Raw genomic sequence first — 21,739 nt, 5'->3', positions numbered from 1 at the left:
TCGATCGGAACTCGGTCCGATCCGGCGCTAGCCGCGCGCCATCGCCTTCTTCAGCTTGGCGTGCGCGCTCGCCTTGATCTGGCAGATGCGGGCGGAGCCGACGCCGAAGACCTGGCCGATCTCTTCGAGGTTGAGTTCCTCGACATAGTAGAGCTGGATCACCTGCGCCTCGCGTTCGGGCAGCGCGGCAATCGCGGCGATCAGGCGGTCGCGGGTCTGGCCGTCGGACAGCTGCGCGAACGCGTCCGGCGTGTCGTCGGCGAACCAGGGCAGGTCGTCCGAATAGACCTCGTCGATCGGGTCGAAGCGGACCGCCTCGGCCGACTGGTACTCGGCGCGCAGCCGCTCGACCGACACGCCCAGCTGGGCCGCCAATGCGCCCTCTGCGGGCGGCTGGCCGGTCAGCGCGGTCAGCTTGTTCACCGCATCGGCATATTGCCGCCGCCGCCGCATAGCGCCGCGCGTGGTCGTCGCCTGGCGGCGCAGTTCGTCGATCATCGCACCGCGCAGGCGGGTGACCAGATACTGCTTGAACGTCACCTGCCCGCGATCCTCGAAGGCGGCGACCGCCTCGACCAGCGCGACCAGACCGACCTGGACCAGATCCTCGACCTCGACGATCGTCGACATCGATCCGTGGACATGCCACGCGATCTTGCGGACCAGCGGCAGGTGCTGGCGGATCAGCGCCTCGCCCTCGCCACGCGGCTTCTGCGCGGGCTTGTAGGTCAGCGGTCCGATCGGTTGCGCGCTCATGCGGCCAGCGCCTGCTGGTGGTGCGGCCCGCCGATCACGGCAACGACCTCGACCGCCTTCTCCTCGGGCACCTCGAAGAACGACAGGACCGGCGTGTCGGGCAGGCAGGTGCGCACCAGCTTGCGGATCGAGAGGCGAAGCGCCGGCTGGACGACCAGCGCGAACGGCTTGGCCTCGGCGATCAGCGGCTGCGCCGCCATCTGCAGCGCTTCGACGATGCGGCGGCCGAGATCGGGCTCGATGACGTGGCGGCGCGCGGTGTCGGCGCGGGCGGCCTGGCCCAGCAATGCTTCCAACTGTCCCTCCAGGGTCATGACGCGCAGGGGCTCGCGAACCCCGCACAGCTTCTGGATGATGAGCGGCCCCAAGGTCGGGCGGATCGCCTCGATAATGTCCTCGGGGTCCTGCGTGCGCGGCGCGACCGCGGCGATGGCGCCGGCGATGCGGCGGAATTCCTTGAGTGAGATGCCCTCGTTCAGCAGCCCCTTCAGCACCTGGGTCAGCTGGGTCAGCGGCAAGGGCTGCGGGCAGAGCGAGCCGACCAGGTGCGCCGCGCGCTCCTTCAGCTCGTCGAGCAGGCTCTGGACGTCGTCCGGCCCCAGCAGTTCGGCGGCATGCTGGCCAAGGACGTGGTTCAGGTGCGTCGCCATCACAGTGCCCGGATCGACCACCAGATAGCCGGCGCCGGTCGCCACATCGGCATCGGCGGTCGAGATCCAGGTTGCGTCCAGCCCGAAGGTCGGGTCCTTGGTCTGCTTGCCCTTCAGCGCGCCGAACGCCTGGCCGGTGTCGAGCGCCAGCATCTCGTCCGGCGACACCTGGTCCTCGCCGACGCAGACCCCGCCGACCATGATGCGATAGGTATAGGGCGCCAGGTTGATGTCGTCGCGAACCCGGCACTGCGGCACGACGAAGCCCAGTTCCTTGGACAGCTGGCGGCGCACGCCGGTGATCCGGCCCATCAGCGGCGCACCGCGGCGCTCGTCGACCAGCGGCACCAGGCCGTAGCCGATGTCGAGATTGACCTGCATCCCGTCGGTCACCTCGTCCCAGCCGATCTTTGACGGGTCGGCAGCCTCGGCGGCGGCGGGCGCGGCCTCGACGATGACCGGGCGGCGCTCGATCTGGCGCAGCTTCCATGCTGCGAAGCCGGACATGGCGGCGAACGGCAGGATGACGAGATGCGGCATGCCCGGGAACACGCCCAGCAGCGTCAGGATGACCGCCACCGGCATCCAGGTCCGCGACGAGCCGAACTGGCTGCCGATCTGGCCGGCGAGATCCTTTTCGGAGGACACGCGGGTCACGATCGACGCGGCGGCGATCGACAGCATCAGGCTGGGCAGCTGCGCGACCAGCGCGTCGCCGATGGCGAGCAGGATATAGCTCTTGGCGGCCGCGGCGATCGACATGCCGTGGCTGACCGGGCCCAGGATCAGGCCGCCGATCACGTTGGCCGCCAGGATCAGCATCGCGGCGACCGCGTCGCCCTTCACGAACTTGGACGAGCCGTCCATCGAGCCGTAGAAGTCCGCCTCGGTCGATACCTCGACACGGCGCTTCTTGGCGTCGTCGGGGGTGATGAGGCCGGCGTTCAGGTCGGCGTCGATCGCCATCTGCTTGCCGGGCAGCGCGTCCAGGGTGAAGCGCGCCGACACTTCGGACACGCGGCCCGCACCCTTGGTCACCACGATCAGGTTGATAATCATCAGGATCGCGAAGACGAAGATGCCGACGACGTAATCGCCGCCGATCAGGAACGTCCCGAACGCCTCGATGACGTGCCCCGCCGCGCTCTCTCCTTCATGCCCATGGACCAGCACGATGCGGGTCGAGGCGACGTTCAGGCCCAGGCGGAACAGCGTGGCGAACAGGAGGACGGTCGGGAAGGCCGAGAAGTCGAGCGGCTTCTGCGCGTTCAACGCCACCATCAGGACGGCGAGGCTGATCGCGATATTGGCGACGAAGAAGACGTCGAGCAGCGCCGCCGGGATCGGCACCACCATGACGACGACCAGCAGCAGGATGGCGAGCGGCAGCGCGCTGCCGCGAGCGTTGGCGAGCATCTTGCCCATCTCAGCCGGCCATCCGTGCGAGCATCATATAGGCGAGGCGTGCGGTGTCGGGGGTCGGGCGCATCAGGCTGGCGCGCGCGGCCCCCTGCTGACCGCCAAGCCGGCCAAGCGTCGACTGTGCCCAGGCCAGCGCATCGGACGCGCTCTCGTTGCTGCCAGTCACCACGGTGGTGTCGTCGCCCATCGCCAACGCCTGCGCGGCGAAGGACAGGTTGGCGGCCTTGGTCTCGGCGACGCTGTCGGCGCCCTGCCCCAGCTTGTCGGCGAAGCGGCGATAGATGTCGCCCAGCGACCGGGCCGACCCGTCATTCTCGTAGAAGACGCTGCGGTTGGCGTGCGCCGCGGCGGGGAACAGCGCCGCGCCGCTGGTGTTCGGGTTCGCCTCCATGGCCGACAGGAACTTGGTCGCCCCGCCCAGCCCCAGGAAATGCGCCATGTAGAGGTCGGTGCCGGTCGCGTCGCGGCCCAAGGCCTGGCCGATCGCCTGGCCGTTGTCGGACGCGTGGCTGGCCGCCATCAGGCTGGCGGCGGCGGGATCGTTGCGCAGCGACAGGATCTGCTGGCGCAGCGCCGGGCTCGACACGGTGTAGCGGCCCGAAGACGTCTGGCTGATCGCGTCGGCGGCCCAGCCCATGCCGTGCTCGGCGCCGTGCTTCTTCACGACCGCGAGCCAGCTCGACTCGATGAACTGGAAGAGGCCAGTCGCCGACGAGCTGCCGGCACGCGCGCTGGCGTTCAGCCCACTCTCGACCTTTGCCTGGCCCAGCAGATAGTCGAAGTCCACGCCGGTGCGATTGCTCGCATAGGCGATGGCCGACTTGATGCTGGAGGTGGCTATTGGATTGATGCTCACGAATACCGTCCCTGTTCGGGCTGGTATTAGCAAGCATCGTGCCAGATTTTTTCGCGTGAAATCCTCCTCTTCCCGGGGGGAGGATGAAAAGGTCAGGCGTAGCTGTTCCGCAGCACCGGCTGCGCACCGGCAAAGCTGTTGCCGGTCAAGGTTTGCAGGCGGCGGCGGGTATTTGCCGCCATCAGGTTGACGTAGATGCGGCAGGTCTCGTTCAGGCGGTTTGCTTCGTCGGCCAGCTCGCGCAGGTCGGGACCGGCCGGGCCGGTGCCGGTCGCGGCGATCGCGTCGATGCCGGCCAGCTTGTCGGCGGTGGCACGTTCCAGCGCCCGCACGTCGTTGGCCTTCAGCGCGGCGATCTCCGCGTGGAGCGCGTCGATGACGCGGATCAGGGCGTCACGCCTTGTCATGCGGGTTCCAGGCGAGCTTCAGCGCGATCATCTGGTCGGCGATGGTCGAGGGGAGCAGCGGAAAGGTTCCCTTGGCGATCGCGGCCTTGATCTGCGACACGCGGTCGGCGTCCACCGGCGGTGCTGCCGCCAGTGATTTGGCGAGAGCCGTCGGATCCGGGGCGGCGACGGGTGTCGTCGTCTCGGTCGTCGTGCTGCGCACTGGCGACACAGGGGCGGATGGCGCGATGCGCGCCACGCTTCCTGTTGCCTTGATCCCGATCGATTCCATCATCTCCGCACCTTACAGCTTGGCTGACAATCGGAGAAACGACCGGCTGCGCGGTTCTTTAAATCTTTTTTTTCAATCCCAGCCCGGCAGCACGGCGCGACCGCTGGAAACCGCCACCGCCTGCACCGGTTGCGCCGCGCCGTCGACCCGCACCGCGAAGCGCGCGCCGGGTGCGGCATCGCCGGCCGCCACCCCCTCACGCGTGATGGCGAAGCCGCCGGACGCCGCCTCAATCGTCACCGGGTCGCCGCGCCGGATCACCGGCTCGGCCTTGGCGACGGGCAGCGCCCGGACCGGGGCGGCGACCGCCGCGGGTGCCCCGGCGGGTCGGTTGACCGGCACGAACAGCCGCCAGTCGGGGCCGGTGCACGAGACGACGACGGCGTCGTGCGCCTCGGTCCGCCACGACAGCGCGACCATGTCGCAGCGCTGGAGCTTCAGCCGCGCGTCGATGCCGCCCCGCGGCCCGCCCTCCGCGCCCTGTGGCTTGCCGGTGAAGGCGACGACCGCGCGGTCGAGCGCGGCGATGTCCTGAAACGCGGGCGCCGCGGCGGCGGCGAGAAGGAGAAGCGGGATCATTGCGGAGTCCTGACGGGCTCGCCGGCAAAGGCGAGCGTGATGGTGACGGCGCCGGGGCCGGTCGCGGTGGCGATGGCGATGCGGGTCGGGGCAAGCGGCGCGAGTTCGGCCGCCACCGCGCGGGCGCGGTCGGTGGCGAGGATCGCGGCAGAGCGGGTCGCGGGATCGACGTCGTTGGCGGTCGCATCGGCACTGCCGGTGACGGTCAGCTGCACGCGCGGATCGCGCAGCTCCTCGCGCGCCCATGCGGTGATCGCCGCGGTGCCGGCGGGGAGCGCGGCGGAGCCGGATGCGAAGCCGGCGAGCCGGTTGGCGGCGACCGGCATTGGCGGCTCGACCGGCTTTATATCCGTAAAGCCGCTGCGCAGCGATCGGGCGAGCGTTCCCGGCTCGGCCCGGCTCGCCTGGATCAGCACGAAGAAGCCGACCATCAGCAGCGCCAGGTCGGCCAGCGTGATGAGCCATAACGGCCGGCTCGCCACCGGCTCGGGCCACTCGTCGGTCATGCGGCGCTCTGCAAACTGGGCTGGCGCGGCGCCTGGAGCGCGGCGAGCGCGACGAGCGGCGCGTCGAGCTGCGCACGCTCGGATGCCTCGATCCGTCCGGCAGCGCGCAACCGCGCAGCGATCGGTGCGAACACGAGATTGGCGAGCAGTGCGCCATAAAGCGTCGCCATCAGCGCCACCGCCATGCCGGCGCCGATCTTGCTGGTGTCCTCCATGTCCGCGAACATGCGGGCAAGGCCAATCAGCGTGCCGACCATGCCCATCGCCGGCGCGGTCTCGGCCGCCGCGGCCCACAGCTCGGCAGCGGCGACGTGGCGGTCGATGCGGGCGCGGCGGCGGTGACGGACCAGCGCCTCGACCTCGTCAGGCTCGGCCCCGTCGACGATCATCGCAACCGCGGCGGCAACGTCGCCGTCGGCGATGACCGCACGATCGAGCTGGAACACACCGTGGCGCCGGCTGATCCGGGTCAGCGCCGCGACCTGGCGCAGCAACCGCTCCGCGTCGAATGGCGTGCGCCACAATATGCGAAGTGCGCCAACGCCGCCGACCAGGTCACGGAACGGCGTGCGCAGGATCGTGACCAGCACGGTGCCCCCGCCGACAATGGCGAGCGCGACAGGATCGAGGAGCGTCATCAGCTGCATGCCCGCGTACCTGCAAGGTGCGGGCCAGTTGCACCCTTACCCGCTCACTCAACGTCATGCCAGCGAACGCCGGATGACGAAGGGGCAATACCCCGGCAACCCTTGCCGCTCACCCGGCAACATCTTGCCGCCCACCTTGCCGTCACCCGGCAAACCTCTCTCCCGCGGCACTTTTCCACCGTCCACGGGAAAACTGGCACGCCGGTTGCTTATGTCCCGGTGCACACAGGGTGCAGGAGGCCGTCATGGCAGGAGATACGCTTTTCGGGGTACACGGGGCCGCACTCGAGGTGCGCGCCCAGCGCATGGGCGTGCTGGCGTCGAATATCGCCAACGCGTCGACTCCGGGCTTCAAGGCACGCGACTTCGACTTCCAGTCCGCGCTCGCCAGTGCAGAGCGCAGCGGCGGCACCGGTAGCCTGGACGGCGCCCTGAAATATCGCGTCCCGCTCCAGACTTCGATGGACGGCAACACCGTCGAGCTGAACCAGGAGCAGACCGCCTTCGCCGAGAATGCCGTCCAGTATCAGACGACGCTGTCGTTCCTGAACGGGCGCATCGGCCAGATCACCCGCGCGCTGAAGGGCGAATAAGCATGGCTTCCAACCCCCTCACCATCTTCCAGGTCGCCGGCCGCGCCATGTCGGCGCAGCTGCTGCGGATGAACACGACCGCGTCGAACCTGGCGAATGCGGGCGACATCGCCAGCTCGCAGGAGACGGCATACAAGACGATGAAGCCGGTGTTCCGCACCAGCTTCGACGCCGCATCCGGCCTCGCCACCGTCGATGTCGAGAAGGTCGTCACCGCCGGCTCGGAGCCGACCAAGCGCTACGACCCGGCCAACCCGATGGCCGACAAGGACGGCAACATCTGGGAAGCCGCGGTCGACGAGACCCGCGAGCTGGTCGACATGATGGAGACCGCCCGCGGCTACCAGAACAACGTCGAGGTGATGCAGACCGCCAAGTCGCTCATCATCGACACCCTCAAGATGGGACGCTGATAGATGGCTACCGCCAGCACCGCCTTTGACTCGACGCTCGCCAATCTCGGCATCGCCCGCTCCGGCGCGAGCACCACGAAGGTGTCGACCACCGGCACCAAGACGACGCTCGACCAGTCCGACTTCCTCGCGCTGATGACCGCGCAGATGAAGAACCAGGACCCGTTCTCGCCCGTCGACAACACCCAGATGGTCGCCCAGATGGCGCAGTTCAGCAGCACCGCGGGCATCAGCCAGATGAACGCGACGCTGAACACCATCGCGACCAAGCTGAACGCCGCCAGCGCATCCGATGCGATGGGCTATGTCGGCAAGGCGGTGCTGACCGCGGGCTCCACCGCCTATGAGCGGACCGGCGGCGGCATCGCCGGTGCGGTCGAGCTGGACAGCGCCGCGACCGACGTCAACGTCACCATCGCCGACCAGAACGGCAGCGTCGTCAAGACCATGCAGCTGGGCACGCAGGCCGCCGGCACCGTCACCTTCGACTGGGACGGCAAGGACGACGCCGGCAACAAGATCGAGAACGGCCCGTACACGGTGTCGGTCGATGCGGCGAACCTGTCGAAGACGGTGACCGCGCGCGCGCTGGTCTGGGCGCCGGTCGAGTCCGCCTCGCTGCCCGCCGGCGGCGAGCCCACGCTGAAGGTGACCGGTGTCGGCAGCGTCAAGACTTCCGCCGTCCGCGGCGTCTCGTAACCCAACCCCTTTCCCCCATCCCCCAGGAGCCAACCCATGTCCTTCTTCACCTCGCTTTCCGGTCTTCAGGCCTCGCAGACCGATATGTCGACGATCAGCCACAACCTGGCCAACGTCTCGACCACCGGCTTCAAGAAGAGCCGCACCGAATTTGCCGACGTCATCGCGTCGAGCGTCGCGACTGATCCGCGCAAGATGGTCGGCTCGGGCGTGGTCGTGAAGGGCAACACCCAGCAGTTCAAGGAGGGCAACCTCCAGACCACGTCGAACGCGCTGGACCTGGCGCTGGTCGGCGAAGGCTTCTTCGTGATGAAGTCGACCGGCACCAGCGACTCGGTCACCTATACCCGCAACGGCAGCTTCTCGGTCGATTCGAACCGCAACGTCGTCGACGCGCAGGGCAGCTACCTGATGGTCTATCCGGTCGACAATGACGGCAACGTCACCGCGACCGGCAATGACGGCCTGACCAACCTGCAGATCCAGCAGACCTCCGGCACGCCCAAGGGTACCGAGAAGGTCGCGACCAACGTGCAGGTATCGGCCACCTCGACGGTGAAACCGGCCACCAACGTTTTCAAGCGCGCCGACACCACCACCTACACCAACTCGGTCGCGACCCGCATCTATGACGCGAACGGCAACCCGGCGACGATGACCAACTATTACGTCCGCACCGGCGGCGCGACCCCGGCGGTCGCCGCACAGGCCGGCCCGCCCCCGGTCGCCGCGCAGGCCGCGACCACCGGCACCTGGGACGTCTATACCTATGTCGGCGACCAGAAGATGACGGTGAACGGCGCCGACAAGGTGACGCTGCAGTTCGACTCGACCGGTTCGCTGGTCGGGACGCCGGCACAGCCGATCGCGTTCGATACCTACACCCCGACTTCGGGCGCGGCGCAGCAGACGCTGTCGCTGAACCTGACCGGATCGACCCAGCTGTCCTCGGCCTTCTCGGTCAATTCGAAGACGCAGGACGGTATCGCCGTCGGCCAGCTGGCAGGCGTCACGGTCACCGACGGCGGCCTGATCCAGGCGAGCTTCTCGAACGGCGACATCGTGCCGCTGGGCAAGGTGGCGCTGGCCAAGTTCTCGACCCCCACCGGCCTGCGCCAGATCGGCAACAGCTACTGGTCGGCGACCGGCGTGTCGGGTTCGGCGACGCTCGGCGCGGCCAGTGCGGACGGCTTCGGCTCGCTGATGAGCGGCACGATCGAGGGGTCGAACGTCGACATCACCGAGGAGCTGGTCAACCTGATCGCGGCGCAGCGCAACTTCCAGGCGAACGCCAAGGCGCTGGATACCGCCAGCCAGGTCTCGCAGACCATCTTCAACATCCGCTCGTGATCGAAAGCGGCGCGGAGGCATAGATGGACAAGCTCGTCTACACGGCGGCCACGGGGCTCAAGGCGCACATGGCGTCGCAGGCCGCGATCGCCAACAACATGGCGAACGCGTCCACCACGGGCTTTCGCGCCGACCGCGTCGTCTTCGACCGGATCGAGCTGAAGGGCGGCGGGCAGACCATCGAGGCGCGCGCGCCCACCTCGGAAGAGATCACCGACGCCGACCGGGCACCGGGTGCGATCCAGCAGACCGGTCGCCCGCTCGACGTTGCGATGAACGGCGACGCGTGGCTGGCGGTGCAGGCGGCCGACGGGACCGAGGCGTATACCCGCCGCGGCGACCTGGAGATCGCGCCGTCCGGCGTGCTCCAGACCGGGGACGGGCATATCGTGATGGGCTCGTCGGGCCCGATCACGCTGCCGCCGGCCAGCTCGATCAGCATCGCTGCGGACGGATCGATCGCGATCATCCCGATGGGCGGCGATGCGACCCAGACCCAGGTGATCGACAAGCTGAAGCTCGCCTCGACCAAGGGGTCGACGACGCTGAAGGGCCTCGACAACCTGCTGCGCGTCAAGGGCGGCGGCACCCTGCCCGAGGATCTGGACGCCACCGTCACCGGCGGCGCGCTGGAGGGGTCGAACGTCAACATGACTCAGGCGCTGGTCGACATGATCGAGAACCAGCGCAGCTACGAGGTTACGGCCAACCTGATGAAAACGGCCAAGGACATGGATGAAGGGGGCGCCTCGCTGATGCGCCTGCCGAGCTGAGGGATTAGACGATGACCACCGCAGCCATGCACATCGCGCGGACCGGGCTCGACGCCCAGGACATGCGCATGCGCGTTATCTCGAACAACCTCGCCAACGTGAACACCACGGGCTTCAAGCGCGACCGCGCGGCGTTCGAGACGCTGTCGTACCAGGTCGTGACCGCGCCCGGCGCCGCGTCGACCAGCGAGACGAAATACGCCACCGGCCTGAACCTCGGCACCGGCGTCCGTGTGCAGGGCACGGCCCGCATCGACACGCAAGGGTCGTCGCAGCAGACCGGCAACGCGCTCGACCTGATGCTCGACGGCGACGGTTACTTCCAGGTGCAGCTGCCCGGCGGCCAGCTGGGCTATACCCGCGCCGGCAATTTCTCGAAATCGGCCGAGGGGCTGCTCGTCACCTCGGAGGGGTATCAGGTGATGCCCGGCATCACCATTCCCGAGAACGCGTCCGCGATCACGATCGGGCTGGACGGCACCGTCTCGGCGACCGTGCCCGGCCAGAGCGAGGCCACCCAGCTCGGCCAGATCCAGGTCGCCAGCTTCGCCAACGGCGCCGGCCTCCAGTCCAAGGGCGACAATTACCTGCTGGAGACCGCGGCCAGCGGCGCCGCCAATCTGGGTGCCGCCAACCAGGACGGCCGTGCCGGCATCCGCCAGGGTTCGCTGGAGGCGTCCAACGTCAACGTCGTCGAGGAGCTGGTCGACATGATCGAGACCCAGCGCGCCTATGAGGTCAATTCCAAGATGATCTCGGCCACCGACGACATGCTCAAGTACGTGAACCAGAACCTGTCATGATCCGCCACACCCAGGTCAGCCACGCCGCCGTCGCCGTCTTCACGGCGCTCGCCGCGCTCGCCGCCGTCATCCCCGTACAGGCCCATGCCGGGCTGTTCGGCAGCAAGAAGCCGCCGGAGGATTTCTCCGCCGCCGCGCCGCTGCCGGTCGCCCAGCCGGTCGCGCAGCCCACGGGCTCGATCTTCCAGGTGTCGGACGGCTATGCCGCGCTTTACGAGGGCTGGCGCGCCCGCAAGGTCGGCGATCCGCTGACCATCGTGCTGGTCGAGCGGACCGCGGCGTCCAAGTCCGCCAGCTCCAAGCTCGATTCGTCGGGCGGGTTCGGGATCACCCCGCCCTCGATGGGACCTCTGAAGCTGTTCGACCCGGCAGAGGCCGCGGCCAGCGGCAAGCGCAACTTCGACGGCAAGGGACAGGCGGATCAGGCCAACAGCCTGTCGGGCGAGGTCTCCGTCACCGTCGCCGCCGTCTATCCCAACGGCACCATGCTGGTGCAGGGGCAGAAGCGCGTCACGCTGAACCGCGGCGACGAATATGTCCGGATCAAGGGCATCGTCCGCACCGCCGACGTCGACCGCGACAATCGCGTGCCGTCGACCCGCGTCGCGGATGCCCAGATCTCCTACACCGGCAAGGGCGACGTCGCCCGCGCCAGCCGCCAGGGCTGGCTCAGCCGCTTCTTCTCCGCCGTCAGCCCGTTCTGAGGGACTCGTCGATGTATCGCTACTTCCGCTTCCTCCTCGCCTTCTTCGACCTGCTCTGCATGGCGGCGCCCGCCCATGCCGACCGGATCAAGGACCTTGGCGGGTTCCAGGGCATCCGCACCAACCAGCTGACCGGTTACGGCGTGGTCGTCGGCCTGCCGGGCACCGGCGACGACAATCTGGAATATACCGTCCAGAGCGTGAAGGCCGCCACCTCGCGCTTCGGCCTGCAACTGCCGCCAGGCGCCAATCCGGGGCTGAAGAACGCCGCCGTGGTGATGATTACCGCCGAGCTGCCGCCCTTCGCCAAGCCGGGGCAGAAGCTGGACATCACCGTCGCCTCAATGGGCAAGGCCAAGTCGCTGCGCGGCGGATCGCTGATCCTCACGCCGCTGCTGGGCGCGGACGGCCAGATCTATGCGATGGCGCAGGGCAACTTGGCGGTCGGCGGGCTGGGTGCCGAGGGTGCGGACGGATCGAAGATCGTCATCAACATCCCCTCCACCGGCCGCATCCCCGAGGGCGCGACCGTCGAGCGTGCCGTCGCCACCGGGTTCGAGAATGCGCCGACCCTGACCTTCAACCTCCAGCGGGCCGACTTCACCACCGCGCAGAACGTCGCGGGTGCGATCAACCAGCGGTTGGGGCTCGGGACCGCGCAGGCGGTCGACGCCGTGTCGGTCGCGGTCCGCGCGCCGGTCGGCGCCGATGTGCGCGCCACGCTGATGTCGACGATCGAGAATCTCGACGTCACCTCCGCCGAGCCGCCCGCCAAGGTCATCGTCAACGCCCGCACCGGCACCGTCGTCATCTCGTCCGCCGTCCGTGTCGGCACCGCCGCGGTCACCCACGGCAAGCTGACCGTGCGGATCGACGAGAACCAGCGGATCAGCCAGCCCGCCCCCTTCTCCGGCGGCCAGACCGCGGTCGAGGACCGCTCGAACATCTCGGTCAATGAGGAGAAGAAGCCGATGTTCCTGCTCAGCCCCGGTCCCAAGCTGGCCGATGTGGTGAAGGCGGTGAACGCGATCGGCGCGAGCCCGGCCGACCTGGTCGCGATCCTCGAGGCGCTGAAGGAAGCCGGCGCGCTGAAGGCGGAGCTGGTGGTCCTGTGACGACGGTCGGCTCCACCCCCGCCGCCGTCCCGACCGCGACGCTCGCGACCGGCGGCATCTCGTCCGACTCGACGCGGCTGAAGTCCAAGGAGAACCTGGAAAAGGCCGGCAAGCAGTTCGAGGCGGTGTTCACCGGCATGATGCTGAAGTCGATGCGTCAGGCGAAGCTCGCTGATCCGCTGTTCGACAGCAAGGCGCTGGACACGTTCAAGGACATGCAGGACCAGAAGACCGTCGCCGCCATGGCCGAGCATACGCCGCTCGGCATCGGCAAGGCGATGACGGAGTTCCTGTCCAAATCTCAACCAGATCTTAACCCGACCTCCGGATAACGGCCGGTCATGAGCGATCTCCTGTCGATCGGCGCCTCGGGCGTGCGCGCTTACCAGACGGCGCTGAACGTCGTTGGCGAGAATATCGCCAATGTCGGCGTCGCCGGCTACACGCGCCGCACGACGACGATGACAGAGGTCGCGGCCGGCGTCGGCGCGGTCGAGAAGCAGGTCGCCGGCAACGGCGTCGCCATGACCGGCATCGGCCGCTCGACCGATGCCTATGCCAGCGCCGCAGTCCGCAGCGCCGGCGCCGACCTGGCCCGGACCGAGGCGAGCGCCACCTGGCTGGAGCGGATCGAGCAGTCGCTGACCGGCAACCAGCTGACGACGCGGGTCACCGGCTTCTTCACCAGCGCCACCGCGCTTGCCGCCGAGCCGACCTCGACCGCACTGCGCACCGGCATGCTCAGCGCCGCCCAGTCCGCGGCGATCGCGTTCAAGGCGACCGGCCAGTCGTTCGACCAGATGGCCACGGATCTTGACACTGCCGGCAAGCAGGCGGCCGACACGCTCAATTCGCTCAGCACCTCGCTGCTGCGCGTCAATGACGGCCTCGGCCGCACCACGCCGAACACCGCCGCCGCGGCGCAGCTCGCCGACCAGCGCGACTCGATCCTGGAGCAGATGAGCGCGATCACCGACATCGGCGTGTCGATGGATCAGCTGGGCCGCGCGACGGTGACGTCGGGCGGTGCGGCGCTGGTCGCGCGCGACGTGGCCAGCACGGTCAACTACGCTCGGACCGGCGCCAACGTCGCGCTGACCGTCGTCGGTGCGGGCGCGACCTCTTCGGTCATCACGCCCAATGGCGGCGCCCTGGCGGGTATCGTCGAGGCGGCCGAGCGGATCGCCTCGGCACGATCCACGCTGGACCAGGTCGCGACCGATTTCGTCACGCAGATCAACGCGGCGCAGGCGACCGGCGAGGATCTGACCGGCACCGCCGGCACCGACATCTTCGCGGCCTCGGCAACCAACCCGACCGACTTCAGCGTCATCCCGACCGACGGCAGCAAGATCGCCGCCTCGCTGCCCGGCAAGGGCGTGCGCAACGGCGGCAACCTGACCGCGTTCGAGGAGGCGCGCTTCGACGGCGCGTTCGAGGCGAAGCTGACCGCCGCGGTCAACGACAACGCCACCGCCTACAAGCAGAAGAGCGTCATCGCCGACGCCCAGACCGCGATCCGCAACGGTGCCTCGACCGCCCTCACCTCGAAGACCGGGGTCAATATCGACAGCGAGGCGATCGACCTGATGCGGTTCCAGCAGGCGTACCAAGCCTCCAGCCGCGTCATCCAGGCGGCACGCGACACCTTCCAATCGATCCTCGAGATCAGGTAACCGCCATGCAGGTGTCCACCTCCGCCTTCTATTCCGATACTGCCAAGCGGATGAGCGCGATGAACGCGCGCGCGCAGACGCTGCAGACGGAGATCGCGACCGGCAAGAAGATCCAGAACCCCTCCGATGCGCCCGGCGTGTCGCAGCAGCTGGCCGAGATCGCCCGCAAGGATGCCGACGCGGCGGTCTATTCGGACAATCTGAAGACGGCCGACTCGCTGCTCAGCCAGTCGGACGGCGTCCTGAAGCAGATCTACGCGCAGCTGACCCGTGCCAAGGAGCTGGCGACCAGCGCCGCCACCGGCACCCAGTCGGCCAGCGACCGCAAGATCAACGGCAACGAGCTGAAATCGGTGCTCGACGCGATCGTCGGGCTGGCGAATGTCGACAATATCCGCGGCGAGCCGCTGTTCGGCACCACGGCGAACGTGAAGGCGGTCGTCGACAATGGCGACGGCACCTTCACCTATGCGCCTACCAACGTCTCCGAGATTCCGATCGCCGACGGCCAGACCGTGCAGGCGACCGAAAGCGCGGCCAGCCTGTTCCAGCAGGACGCCGGCACCGACACGCTGTCCGTGCTCAGCAAGCTCGCGACCGCGCTGCGCGCCGGCGACGATACCGGCCAGCAGGCGGCCTCCGATTCGCTCGACAAGATCCAGGCCGCCCTCGACCAGCTCGGCGACGTCCAGGCCTCTGTCGGCGCGCGCGGCGCGCGGGTCGAGTTGCAGCAGTCGCTGATTCAGACCGCCGACACCGATCGCGCATCGCTCCGCTCGCAGCTGGAGGATACCGACATCACCTCTGCGATCGTCGAGTTGCAGCAGATGATGACCGCCCTGTCCGCGACGCAGGCCAGCTTCTCGAAGCTCGCCCAGCTGTCGCTGTTCGACTATATCCGCTGAGGTCGGCTGGCCGGTCTGCAAGGACCGGCGCATGTCTCATTGCCACCGGCAGCCCGAGTTCGTCCCAGCATTCCGGGCCACGCACGCGCCCGTCCGACGCACTGGCTGCCGGGACCGGCCCGGCATGACGACGGCGCGCTCCATTTTCCCTTGGCATCCACGCGCTTGGTAACGGGTTGTCGAGGAAATCGGGTTAATCGGGGAATCACGACGCCGGCTATCGCCGGCACATTGACCCGGGGATTGCCTTTACCATGTTTCCTGCGATCGGCCTCGTCGTCCTTTTCGGCATGGTGTTCGGCGGTTTCGCCATCACCGGCGGCGCGCTCGGCCCCGTGTTCGAGGCGATCCCGCACGAGATGCTCATCATCGGCGGCGCCGCGGTCGGCGCGCTCATCATCGGCAATTCCGGTGGCGAGCTGAAGGCGGTGGGCGGCGGCCTGGGCAAGGTGTTCAAGGGGCCGAAGTACAAGAAGCAGGATTACCTCGACACCATCTTCCTCGTCTCGAAGCTGATGAAGATGCTGCGCATGGAAGGCCCGATCGCGCTGGAGCCGCATGTCGAGGATCCGCAATCCTCCGCCGTCTTCGCCGAATATCCCAAGCTCCTGAAGGACCATACCCTCATCAACCTGATCGCCGACACGCTGCGCCTGGTCGTGGTGTCGTCGGGCACGCTCGACGTGCACGCGGTCGAGGAAGTGATGGACCATTCGATCAAGAGCCACCACCACGAGGTGGAGGGGCCGCACACCACGCTGACCAGCCTGGCCGATTCGCTGCCCGCGCTCGGCATCGTCGCGGCCGTGCTCGGCATCGTGAAGACGATGGGCTCGATCGACAAGCCGCCCTCGGTGCTGGGCGGCATGATCGGCTCGGCGCTGGTCGGCACGTTCATGGGCGTGCTGCTGGCGTACGGCGTCGTCAACCCGCTGGCCGGGCGGCTGAAGCAGGTGCTCGACGCCGATGCCGCGATCTACGACGTGGTCAAGCAGATCATCGTTGCCTCGCTCCACGGCCATCCGCAGCCGCTGGTCATCGAGGCCGCGCGCGCCGGCATCGCCCACAAGAACCAGCCCGGCTTCGCCGAGGTGTTCGACGGCCTCAGGGGCAAGTAAGTGGCGAAGGCTGCACCGCACGGGTCGAACGTCCCGCCCAAGGTCATCGTCAAGAAGGTCTATATCGAGGGCCATGGTGGCCATCACGGCGGCGCCTGGAAGGTCGCCTATGCCGATTTCGTGACCGCGATGATGGCGTTCTTCCTGCTCCTCTGGCTGCTCGGCGCGACGACCGAGAAGCAGCGCAAGGGCCTGGCCGATTATTTCGCGCCGACGCTGATGGATTCGAAGAAGCTCGGCATCGGCGGCTCCGGCCCGCTGGGCGGCGAATCGATCATGTCGAACAACAAGACCGGGCCGAAGGCGGCGGCGTCCGTCATCGCATCGATGGGCATGCCGACCAAGCAGGTGCAGGGCGGACCGGAGGTCGGCATGGGCCAGAAGGGCTCGCTGCGCTCCTCCCCCGCCGCGCGGGCCGAAGACGCGAAGAACTTCGCCAGGCTGCGCCAGCAGATCATGCAGCGCATGGCGGCGTCCGCCGACCTCGCGCGGCTGGCCAAGCATGTCCGCTTCGTGCCCACCGAGGCGGGACTGCGCATCGACCTGGTCGACGACGCCGATTATTCGATGTTCGCGCTCGGCACGACGATGCTCGACCCGCGCGCGTCGGAGCTGATCGCGATGATCGCCGGCTCGATCCGCGAGACCGCCAACCCGATCATGATTCGCGGCCACACCGATGCGGTCCCTTACGGCGATCCGCGCGCGATGAACAACTGGATGCTCGCGACCGGCCGTGCCGAGGCGACCCGCCGCCGGCTGGCGCTGGGCGGCATTCCGGAGAGCCGGTTCGAGCGGATCGAGGGCGTCGCCGACCGCGAGCCGATCATCGTCAAGGATCCGGGCGACCCGCGCAACCGCCGGGTGGCGATCACCCTGCTCTACCGCAAGGGCGTGTTCGGGCAGTAGGCGCCGCTACGCACGCTCCCGTGCTCCCGCGAAGGCGGGAGCCCAGTGAACCTTCTATCGCGGGTGGTTGGCCGCAGAGGAACTGGATCCCCGCTTTGGCGGGGAAACCGGTGACCGAGCGGACGCCGTGGTCACCCCGGCCCGGGCCGGGGTGACGAGCACGCCTACTCCGCCGCTTCGGCGGCCGGCTCGGGCAGCGCCTCGGTGACCTTGGCACCCCATAGCGCGTAGAACAGGATGTACAGCTCGCACACCGCGGTCAGCAGGAACGACGCCTGCAGGCCATAGGTGTCGGCCAGCTTGCCCTGCACCACCACCAGCGCGCCGCCGGCGATCGCCATGATGAGCAGGCCCGACCCTTCCTCGGTCAGCGGCCCCAGCCCCTTGATCCCCAGCGTGAAGATCGTCGGGAACATGATCGAGTGGAATAGCCCGACCGAGATCAGCGCCCACATCGCAACGGGACCGGAGGTGAACACGGTGATGAGCATCACCACGAACGCGCCGATCGAGAACACCGCCAGCACCGTTTCGGCCGGAATGCGCTGCATGATCGCCGAGCCCGCGAACCGGCCGACCATCATACCGCCCCACAGGAAGGTCAGGTAGCGCCCGGCCTGCTCGTGCGTCAGGTTGGCGATGTCGGGCTGGCTGACGAAGTTGACGAACAGGTTGGCGACCCCGATCTCGGCGATCAGGTAGATGAAGATCGCCGGGATGCCGAACACCAGGTTGCGATGCTTCCACAGCGAGTGGTTCTTGCGATCCTCCTTGGCCGCGCGGCTGATCGACGAGCCCATCGCCGGCAGCGGGAAGCGCGCGATGATGACCGCCAGCACGACCAGCACGACTGCCACCAGCACATAGGGCAGGATCACCGACTGCGCGTCGGCCAGCCGTTCCGCCTGGGTCAGCACCACGCCCGCCTCCGCCGTGCCGCCCTTCGAGCGGCCGAGGATCAGGTATGCGCCGAACAGCGGCGCCAGCATCGTCCCGGCCGAGTTCATCGCCTGCACCAGGTTCAGCCGCGACGACGCGGTTTCCGGCGGGCCGATGACCGCGACATAGGGATTGGCCGCGACCTGGAGCAGCGTGATGCCACTCGCGATCACGAACAGCATGACCAGCGTCACGCCGTAGGACGGCAGGCTGGCGGCCAGGATCATGCCGATCGCGCCCGCCGCCATGATGAGCAGCCCGGTCACCAGCGATTTCTGGTAGCCGATCCGCTCGATCAGCTTGGCCGAGGGGATCGACGCGAAGAAATAGGCGATGAACCACACGCTCTCGATCAGCGTCGTCTGGGTATAGTTCAGGTCGAACACGCTCTTCAGATGTGGCAGCAGCGTGTTGTTGATGACGGTGATGAAGCCCCACATGAAGAACAGCGAGGCGAGCAGGGTCAGCGCGCGGGTATAGCTCGCCCCCGCCACAGGTGTGGCCGTCACGCCCGGTGAACCGACTGGTGCCGGCATAATCCTCTCCTTTTTCGACGCCGCGTCGTCGAACGACGTCGGGAGCGTCTTGCACCCAATGAATATGTCAGACTATATTGCGCGACAATGATCGGTCAATGCGCAATTGTCGCGCGGCGGGCCGACTGGAGGGGCATGATGACGAAATCGATGGCGCTTCTCGGGACCGCCGCTGCGGTCGCTGCGCTGGGTCTGGCCGGGCAGGCGAATGCCGCGACGGCGAAACGCGCGGGCTTCGGCCAGTTGCCGGACGGCACCGCGATCGAGGCAGTGACGCTGACCGGCAGCAACGGCGTCAGCGCGCGGATCATGACGCTGGGCGCCACGCTCCAGTCGCTGAACGCGCCCGACCGGAACGGCAAGGTCGCCGACATCACGCTCGGCTATGACGACGCCGCCAGCTACGTCACCAACCCGAATTTCTGGGGCCAGACGGTCGGCCGCTATGCCAATCGCATCGCCGGCGGCAAGTTCGTGCTCGACGGCAAGACCTATCAGCTGCCGCTCAACGACAAGACCAATTCGCTGCACGGCGGCACCAAGGGCTTCGACAAGGCGGTCTGGCGGATCACCGACGTGAAGTCCGGTCCGCAGGCGAGCGTCACCATGGTGCTGACCAGCCCCGCGGGCGACCAGGGCTATCCCGGCAAGCTCGACGTCACCGTCACCTACTCGCTCGACGACAAGGGTTCGCTGACCATCGACATGGGGGCGACCACCGACGCGCCGACCATCGTCAACCTCACCAACCACGCGCTGTTCGATCTGGCCGGCGAGGGTTCGAGCGGCGGTATCTACGCGCAGCGACTGACTATCCCGGCGGCGCGCTACAACCCGGTCAATGCGGCCCTGATCCCCACCGGGACGCTGGCGCCGGTCGCGGGCACCGTGTTCGACTTCACCAAGGGCCGCGCCATCGGCCAGAGCGTGCGCGACGGCCGCGATCCGCAGATCGTCATAGGGCGCGGCTATGACCACAACTTCGCCCTCGACAAGGGCGCGACGAAGGAGCCGCAGCTCGCCGCTCGCGTCGAGGACACCGCCTCCGGCCGCGTGCTCGAGGTGCTGACGACCGAGCCGGGCGTGCAGTTCTACTCGGGTAACTTCATCGACGGCACCTATGTCGGCAAGCAGAAGCACGTCTATCGCATGGGTGACGGGCTGGCGCTGGAGCCGCAGAAGTTCCCGGATACGCCCAACCAGCCGGCGTTCGGGTCGGCGCGGGTCGATCCCGGCAAGCCCTATCACCATCGCATGATCTATCGCGTCTCGGTGGCGCGCTGACCCTTATTCCCGTGGAGCACGACGTGACCGCTTCGACCCCCAAGCTGCGCAGCCGCGCGTGGTTCGACAATCCCGCGAACATCGACATGACCGCGCTCTATCTGGAGCGCTATCTGAACTTCGGCCTGTCGCTGGACGAGCTGCGCTCGGGCAAGCCGATCATCGGCATCGCCCAGACCGGCAGCGACCTGTCGCCCTGCAACCGCCACCACCTGGTGCTGGCCGAGCGGGTGCGCGAGGGCGTGCGCGAGGCGGGCGGCATCGTGCTGGAATTCCCGGTCCATCCGATCCAGGAAACCGGCAAGCGCCCAACCGCCGGTCTTGACCGCAACCTCGCCTATCTGGGGCTGGTCGAGACGCTTTACGGCTACCCGCTTGATGGCGTTGTCCTGACGATTGGCTGCGACAAGACGACGCCGGCGTGCCTAATGGCCGCCGCCACCGTCAACCTGCCGTCGATCGCGCTGTCGGTCGGGCCGATGCTGAACGGCTGGCACAAGGGCGAGCGGACCGGTTCGGGCACGATCGTGTGGAAGGCGCGCCAGCTGCTGGCGGCCGGCGAGATCGACGATGCCGAGTTCATCCGCCTCGTCGCCTCCTCCGCCCCGTCGACCGGCTATTGCAACACGATGGGCACGGCGACGACGATGAACTCGCTGTGCGAGGCGCTCGGCATGTCGCTGCCCGGCTCGGCCGCGATCCCCGCCCCCTATCGCGACCGTCAGGAGGTCGCATACCTGACCGGCAAGCGCATCGTCGAGATGGTGGCCGAGGATCTGAAGCCCTCCGACATCCTGACCAGGGACGCGTTCCACAACGCGATCAAGGTCAACTCAGCGATCGGCGGGTCGACCAACGCGCCGATCCACCTGGCCGCGATCGCGCGCCATATCGGCGTCGACCTGCCGCTGAAGGATTGGGAGACGGAGGGACACAAGGTGCCGCTGCTCGTCAATCTCCAGCCCGCCGGCGAGTATCTGGGCGAGGATTACTACCGCGCCGGCGGCGTGCCGGCGGTCGTCAACCAGCTGATCGGCCAGGGTCTGATCGCCGAGGACGCGATGACCGTCAACGGCAAGACCATGGGCAACAATTGCCGCGGTATCGCGATCGAGGACGAGGCGGTGATCCGCCCCTATGATCGGCCGCTGGTCGCGGAGGCCGGCTTCATCGTCCTGTCGGGCAACCTGTTCGACGCGGCGGTGATGAAGACCAGCGTGATCTCGCCCGAGTTCCGCGCCCGCTACCTTTCCAACCCCGACGATCCCGACGCGTTCGAGGGGCCGGCGGTCGTGTTCGACGGGCCAGAGGACTATCACCATCGCATCGACGATCCCGCCACCGGCATCACCCCACAGACCCTGCTGTTCATGCGCGGCGCCGGTCCGGTCGGCTATCCGGGCGCGGCCGAGGTCGTGAACATGCGCCCGCCCGCGTACCTCATCACCGAGGGCGTCAACGCGCTGCCGTGCATCGGCGACGGCCGCCAGTCGGGGACGAGCGGCTCGCCCTCGATCCTCAACGCCAGCCCGGAAGCCGCGGCGATGGGTGGCCTCGCGCTGCTCCAGACCGGCGACCGGGTGCGGATCGACCTGAACAAGGGCACCGCGGACGTACTGTTGCCGCCAGAGGAGCTGGAGCGTCGTCGCGCCGAGCTGGTTGCTGCCGGTGGCTATGCCTATCCGGCCTCGCAGACGCCGTGGCAGGAGATCCAGCGCGCCGTCGTCGGTCAGATGAACACCGGCGCCATTCTGGAAGGCGCCGAGAAGTACCAGCGCATCGCCCAGACCAAGGGCCTGCCGCGCGACAATCACTGATACCCCCGCCC

General features: G+C 68.1%; 24 protein-coding genes. 15 read left to right on the top strand and 9 right to left on the bottom strand.

The features are described from left to right. Positions 1–27: 27 nt before the first annotated feature. The 8 genes from Q5H91_RS13340 to Q5H91_RS13305 form a co-directional block, all read right to left on the bottom strand. Positions 28–756, bottom strand: a complete 729-nt coding sequence (locus Q5H91_RS13340; protein ID WP_305173911.1) for a sigma-70 family RNA polymerase sigma factor — start codon at positions 754–756, stop codon at positions 28–30. After that, the gene (flhA, locus tag Q5H91_RS13335) at positions 753–2,831 is read right to left on the bottom strand and encodes a flagellar biosynthesis protein FlhA (RefSeq protein ID WP_305173910.1); all 2,079 of its coding nucleotides are present in this window, start codon (positions 2,829–2,831) and stop codon (positions 753–755) included. Before flhA ends, Q5H91_RS13340 begins: the two co-directional genes overlap by 4 nt. Position 2,832: 1 nt before the next feature. After that, positions 2,833–3,684 carry a lytic transglycosylase domain-containing protein gene (locus Q5H91_RS13330; RefSeq protein ID WP_305173909.1) on the bottom strand — a complete coding sequence of 284 codons (852 nt, stop codon included), beginning with the start codon at positions 3,682–3,684 and terminating at the stop codon, positions 2,833–2,835. 92 nt (positions 3,685–3,776) lie between these two features. Then, positions 3,777–4,091, bottom strand: a complete 315-nt coding sequence (locus Q5H91_RS13325) for a flagellar protein FlgN (protein WP_305173908.1) — start codon at positions 4,089–4,091, stop codon at positions 3,777–3,779. After that, on the bottom strand, positions 4,078–4,365 hold the full coding sequence (flgM, locus tag Q5H91_RS13320) for a flagellar biosynthesis anti-sigma factor FlgM (protein WP_305173907.1): 288 nt from the start codon (positions 4,363–4,365) through the stop codon (positions 4,078–4,080). Before flgM ends, Q5H91_RS13325 begins: the two co-directional genes overlap by 14 nt. Positions 4,366–4,434: 69 nt before the next feature. Next, positions 4,435–4,941 (bottom strand): flagella basal body P-ring formation protein FlgA, encoded by a 507-nt coding sequence (locus Q5H91_RS13315; RefSeq protein ID WP_305173906.1) that lies wholly within the window; start codon positions 4,939–4,941, stop codon positions 4,435–4,437. After that, positions 4,938–5,447 (bottom strand): hypothetical protein, encoded by a 510-nt coding sequence (locus Q5H91_RS13310; protein WP_305173905.1) that lies wholly within the window; start codon positions 5,445–5,447, stop codon positions 4,938–4,940. The genes Q5H91_RS13315 and Q5H91_RS13310 overlap by 4 nt, the downstream gene beginning before the upstream one ends. Further along, positions 5,444–6,094 (bottom strand): motility protein A, encoded by a 651-nt coding sequence (locus Q5H91_RS13305; RefSeq protein ID WP_305173904.1) that lies wholly within the window; start codon positions 6,092–6,094, stop codon positions 5,444–5,446. Before Q5H91_RS13305 ends, Q5H91_RS13310 begins: the two co-directional genes overlap by 4 nt. Before the next feature lie 245 nt (positions 6,095–6,339). Between Q5H91_RS13305 and flgB the strand changes: the two genes are divergently transcribed. The 13 genes from flgB to Q5H91_RS13240 all read left to right on the top strand — a co-directional run bounded on the left by flgB (position 6,340) and on the right by Q5H91_RS13240 (position 17,152). Further along, entirely contained in the window at positions 6,340–6,687 is a 348-nt protein-coding gene (flgB, locus tag Q5H91_RS13300; protein ID WP_305173903.1) for a flagellar basal body rod protein FlgB, read from the top strand. Positions 6,688–6,689: 2 nt separating this feature from the next. Next, complete coding sequence (gene flgC, locus Q5H91_RS13295) at positions 6,690–7,100, top strand: flagellar basal body rod protein FlgC (RefSeq protein WP_305173902.1); 411 nt, start codon at positions 6,690–6,692, stop codon at positions 7,098–7,100. A gap of 3 nt (positions 7,101–7,103) precedes the next feature. Continuing rightward, positions 7,104–7,799: a flagellar hook assembly protein FlgD gene (locus tag Q5H91_RS13290; RefSeq protein WP_305173901.1), complete on the top strand. Its 696-nt coding sequence runs from the start codon at positions 7,104–7,106 to the stop codon at positions 7,797–7,799. Between the two features lie 36 nt (positions 7,800–7,835). Next, positions 7,836–9,149, top strand: a complete 1,314-nt coding sequence (locus tag Q5H91_RS13285; protein WP_305173900.1) for a flagellar hook protein FlgE — start codon at positions 7,836–7,838, stop codon at positions 9,147–9,149. Between the two features lie 23 nt (positions 9,150–9,172). Continuing rightward, positions 9,173–9,922, top strand: a complete 750-nt coding sequence (locus tag Q5H91_RS13280) for a flagellar basal body rod protein FlgF (RefSeq protein WP_305173899.1) — start codon at positions 9,173–9,175, stop codon at positions 9,920–9,922. 11 nt (positions 9,923–9,933) lie between these two features. Further along, positions 9,934–10,725, top strand: coding sequence for a flagellar basal-body rod protein FlgG (gene flgG, locus Q5H91_RS13275; RefSeq protein WP_305173898.1), 792 nt, complete (start codon positions 9,934–9,936; stop codon positions 10,723–10,725). Beyond that, entirely contained in the window at positions 10,722–11,429 is a 708-nt protein-coding gene (locus Q5H91_RS13270; protein WP_305173897.1) for a flagellar basal body L-ring protein FlgH, read from the top strand. Before flgG ends, Q5H91_RS13270 begins: the two co-directional genes overlap by 4 nt. Positions 11,430–11,440: 11 nt before the next feature. Further along, positions 11,441–12,544 (top strand): flagellar basal body P-ring protein FlgI, encoded by a 1,104-nt coding sequence (locus tag Q5H91_RS13265; protein WP_305173896.1) that lies wholly within the window; start codon positions 11,441–11,443, stop codon positions 12,542–12,544. Next, on the top strand, positions 12,541–12,876 hold the full coding sequence (locus Q5H91_RS13260; RefSeq protein ID WP_305173895.1) for a rod-binding protein: 336 nt from the start codon (positions 12,541–12,543) through the stop codon (positions 12,874–12,876). The genes Q5H91_RS13265 and Q5H91_RS13260 overlap by 4 nt, the downstream gene beginning before the upstream one ends. A gap of 9 nt (positions 12,877–12,885) precedes the next feature. Beyond that, positions 12,886–14,220 carry a flagellar hook-associated protein FlgK gene (gene flgK / locus Q5H91_RS13255; protein ID WP_305173894.1) on the top strand — a complete coding sequence of 445 codons (1,335 nt, stop codon included), beginning with the start codon at positions 12,886–12,888 and terminating at the stop codon, positions 14,218–14,220. Positions 14,221–14,225: 5 nt separating this feature from the next. Then, positions 14,226–15,125 (top strand): flagellin N-terminal helical domain-containing protein, encoded by a 900-nt coding sequence (locus tag Q5H91_RS13250; RefSeq protein ID WP_305173893.1) that lies wholly within the window; start codon positions 14,226–14,228, stop codon positions 15,123–15,125. A 254-nt stretch (positions 15,126–15,379) separates the two neighbouring features. Next, entirely contained in the window at positions 15,380–16,243 is an 864-nt protein-coding gene (gene motA / locus Q5H91_RS13245) for a flagellar motor stator protein MotA (protein WP_305173892.1), read from the top strand. Beyond that, the gene (locus Q5H91_RS13240) at positions 16,244–17,152 is read left to right on the top strand and encodes a flagellar motor protein MotB (RefSeq protein WP_305173891.1); all 909 of its coding nucleotides are present in this window, start codon (positions 16,244–16,246) and stop codon (positions 17,150–17,152) included. 164 nt (positions 17,153–17,316) lie between these two features. Here the strand turns inward: Q5H91_RS13240 and Q5H91_RS13235 are convergent, their stop codons facing one another. Further along, the gene (locus Q5H91_RS13235; protein WP_305173890.1) at positions 17,317–18,627 is read right to left on the bottom strand and encodes a sugar MFS transporter; all 1,311 of its coding nucleotides are present in this window, start codon (positions 18,625–18,627) and stop codon (positions 17,317–17,319) included. A gap of 138 nt (positions 18,628–18,765) precedes the next feature. Between Q5H91_RS13235 and Q5H91_RS13230 the strand changes: the two genes are divergently transcribed. Together Q5H91_RS13230 and Q5H91_RS13225 are read left to right on the top strand one after the other, a co-directional pair. After that, on the top strand, positions 18,766–19,911 hold the full coding sequence (locus tag Q5H91_RS13230) for an aldose epimerase family protein (protein ID WP_370655263.1): 1,146 nt from the start codon (positions 18,766–18,768) through the stop codon (positions 19,909–19,911). A gap of 23 nt (positions 19,912–19,934) precedes the next feature. Further along, positions 19,935–21,728 carry an IlvD/Edd family dehydratase gene (locus tag Q5H91_RS13225; RefSeq protein ID WP_305173889.1) on the top strand — a complete coding sequence of 598 codons (1,794 nt, stop codon included), beginning with the start codon at positions 19,935–19,937 and terminating at the stop codon, positions 21,726–21,728. Positions 21,729–21,739: the final 11 nt, after the last annotated feature.

It is taken from the genome of Sphingomonas aurea, from assembly GCF_030678875.1.
GTDB lineage: Bacteria > Pseudomonadota > Alphaproteobacteria > Sphingomonadales > Sphingomonadaceae > Sphingomonas > Sphingomonas aurea.
This window is presented reverse-complemented; position numbering and strand designations above follow the sequence as displayed.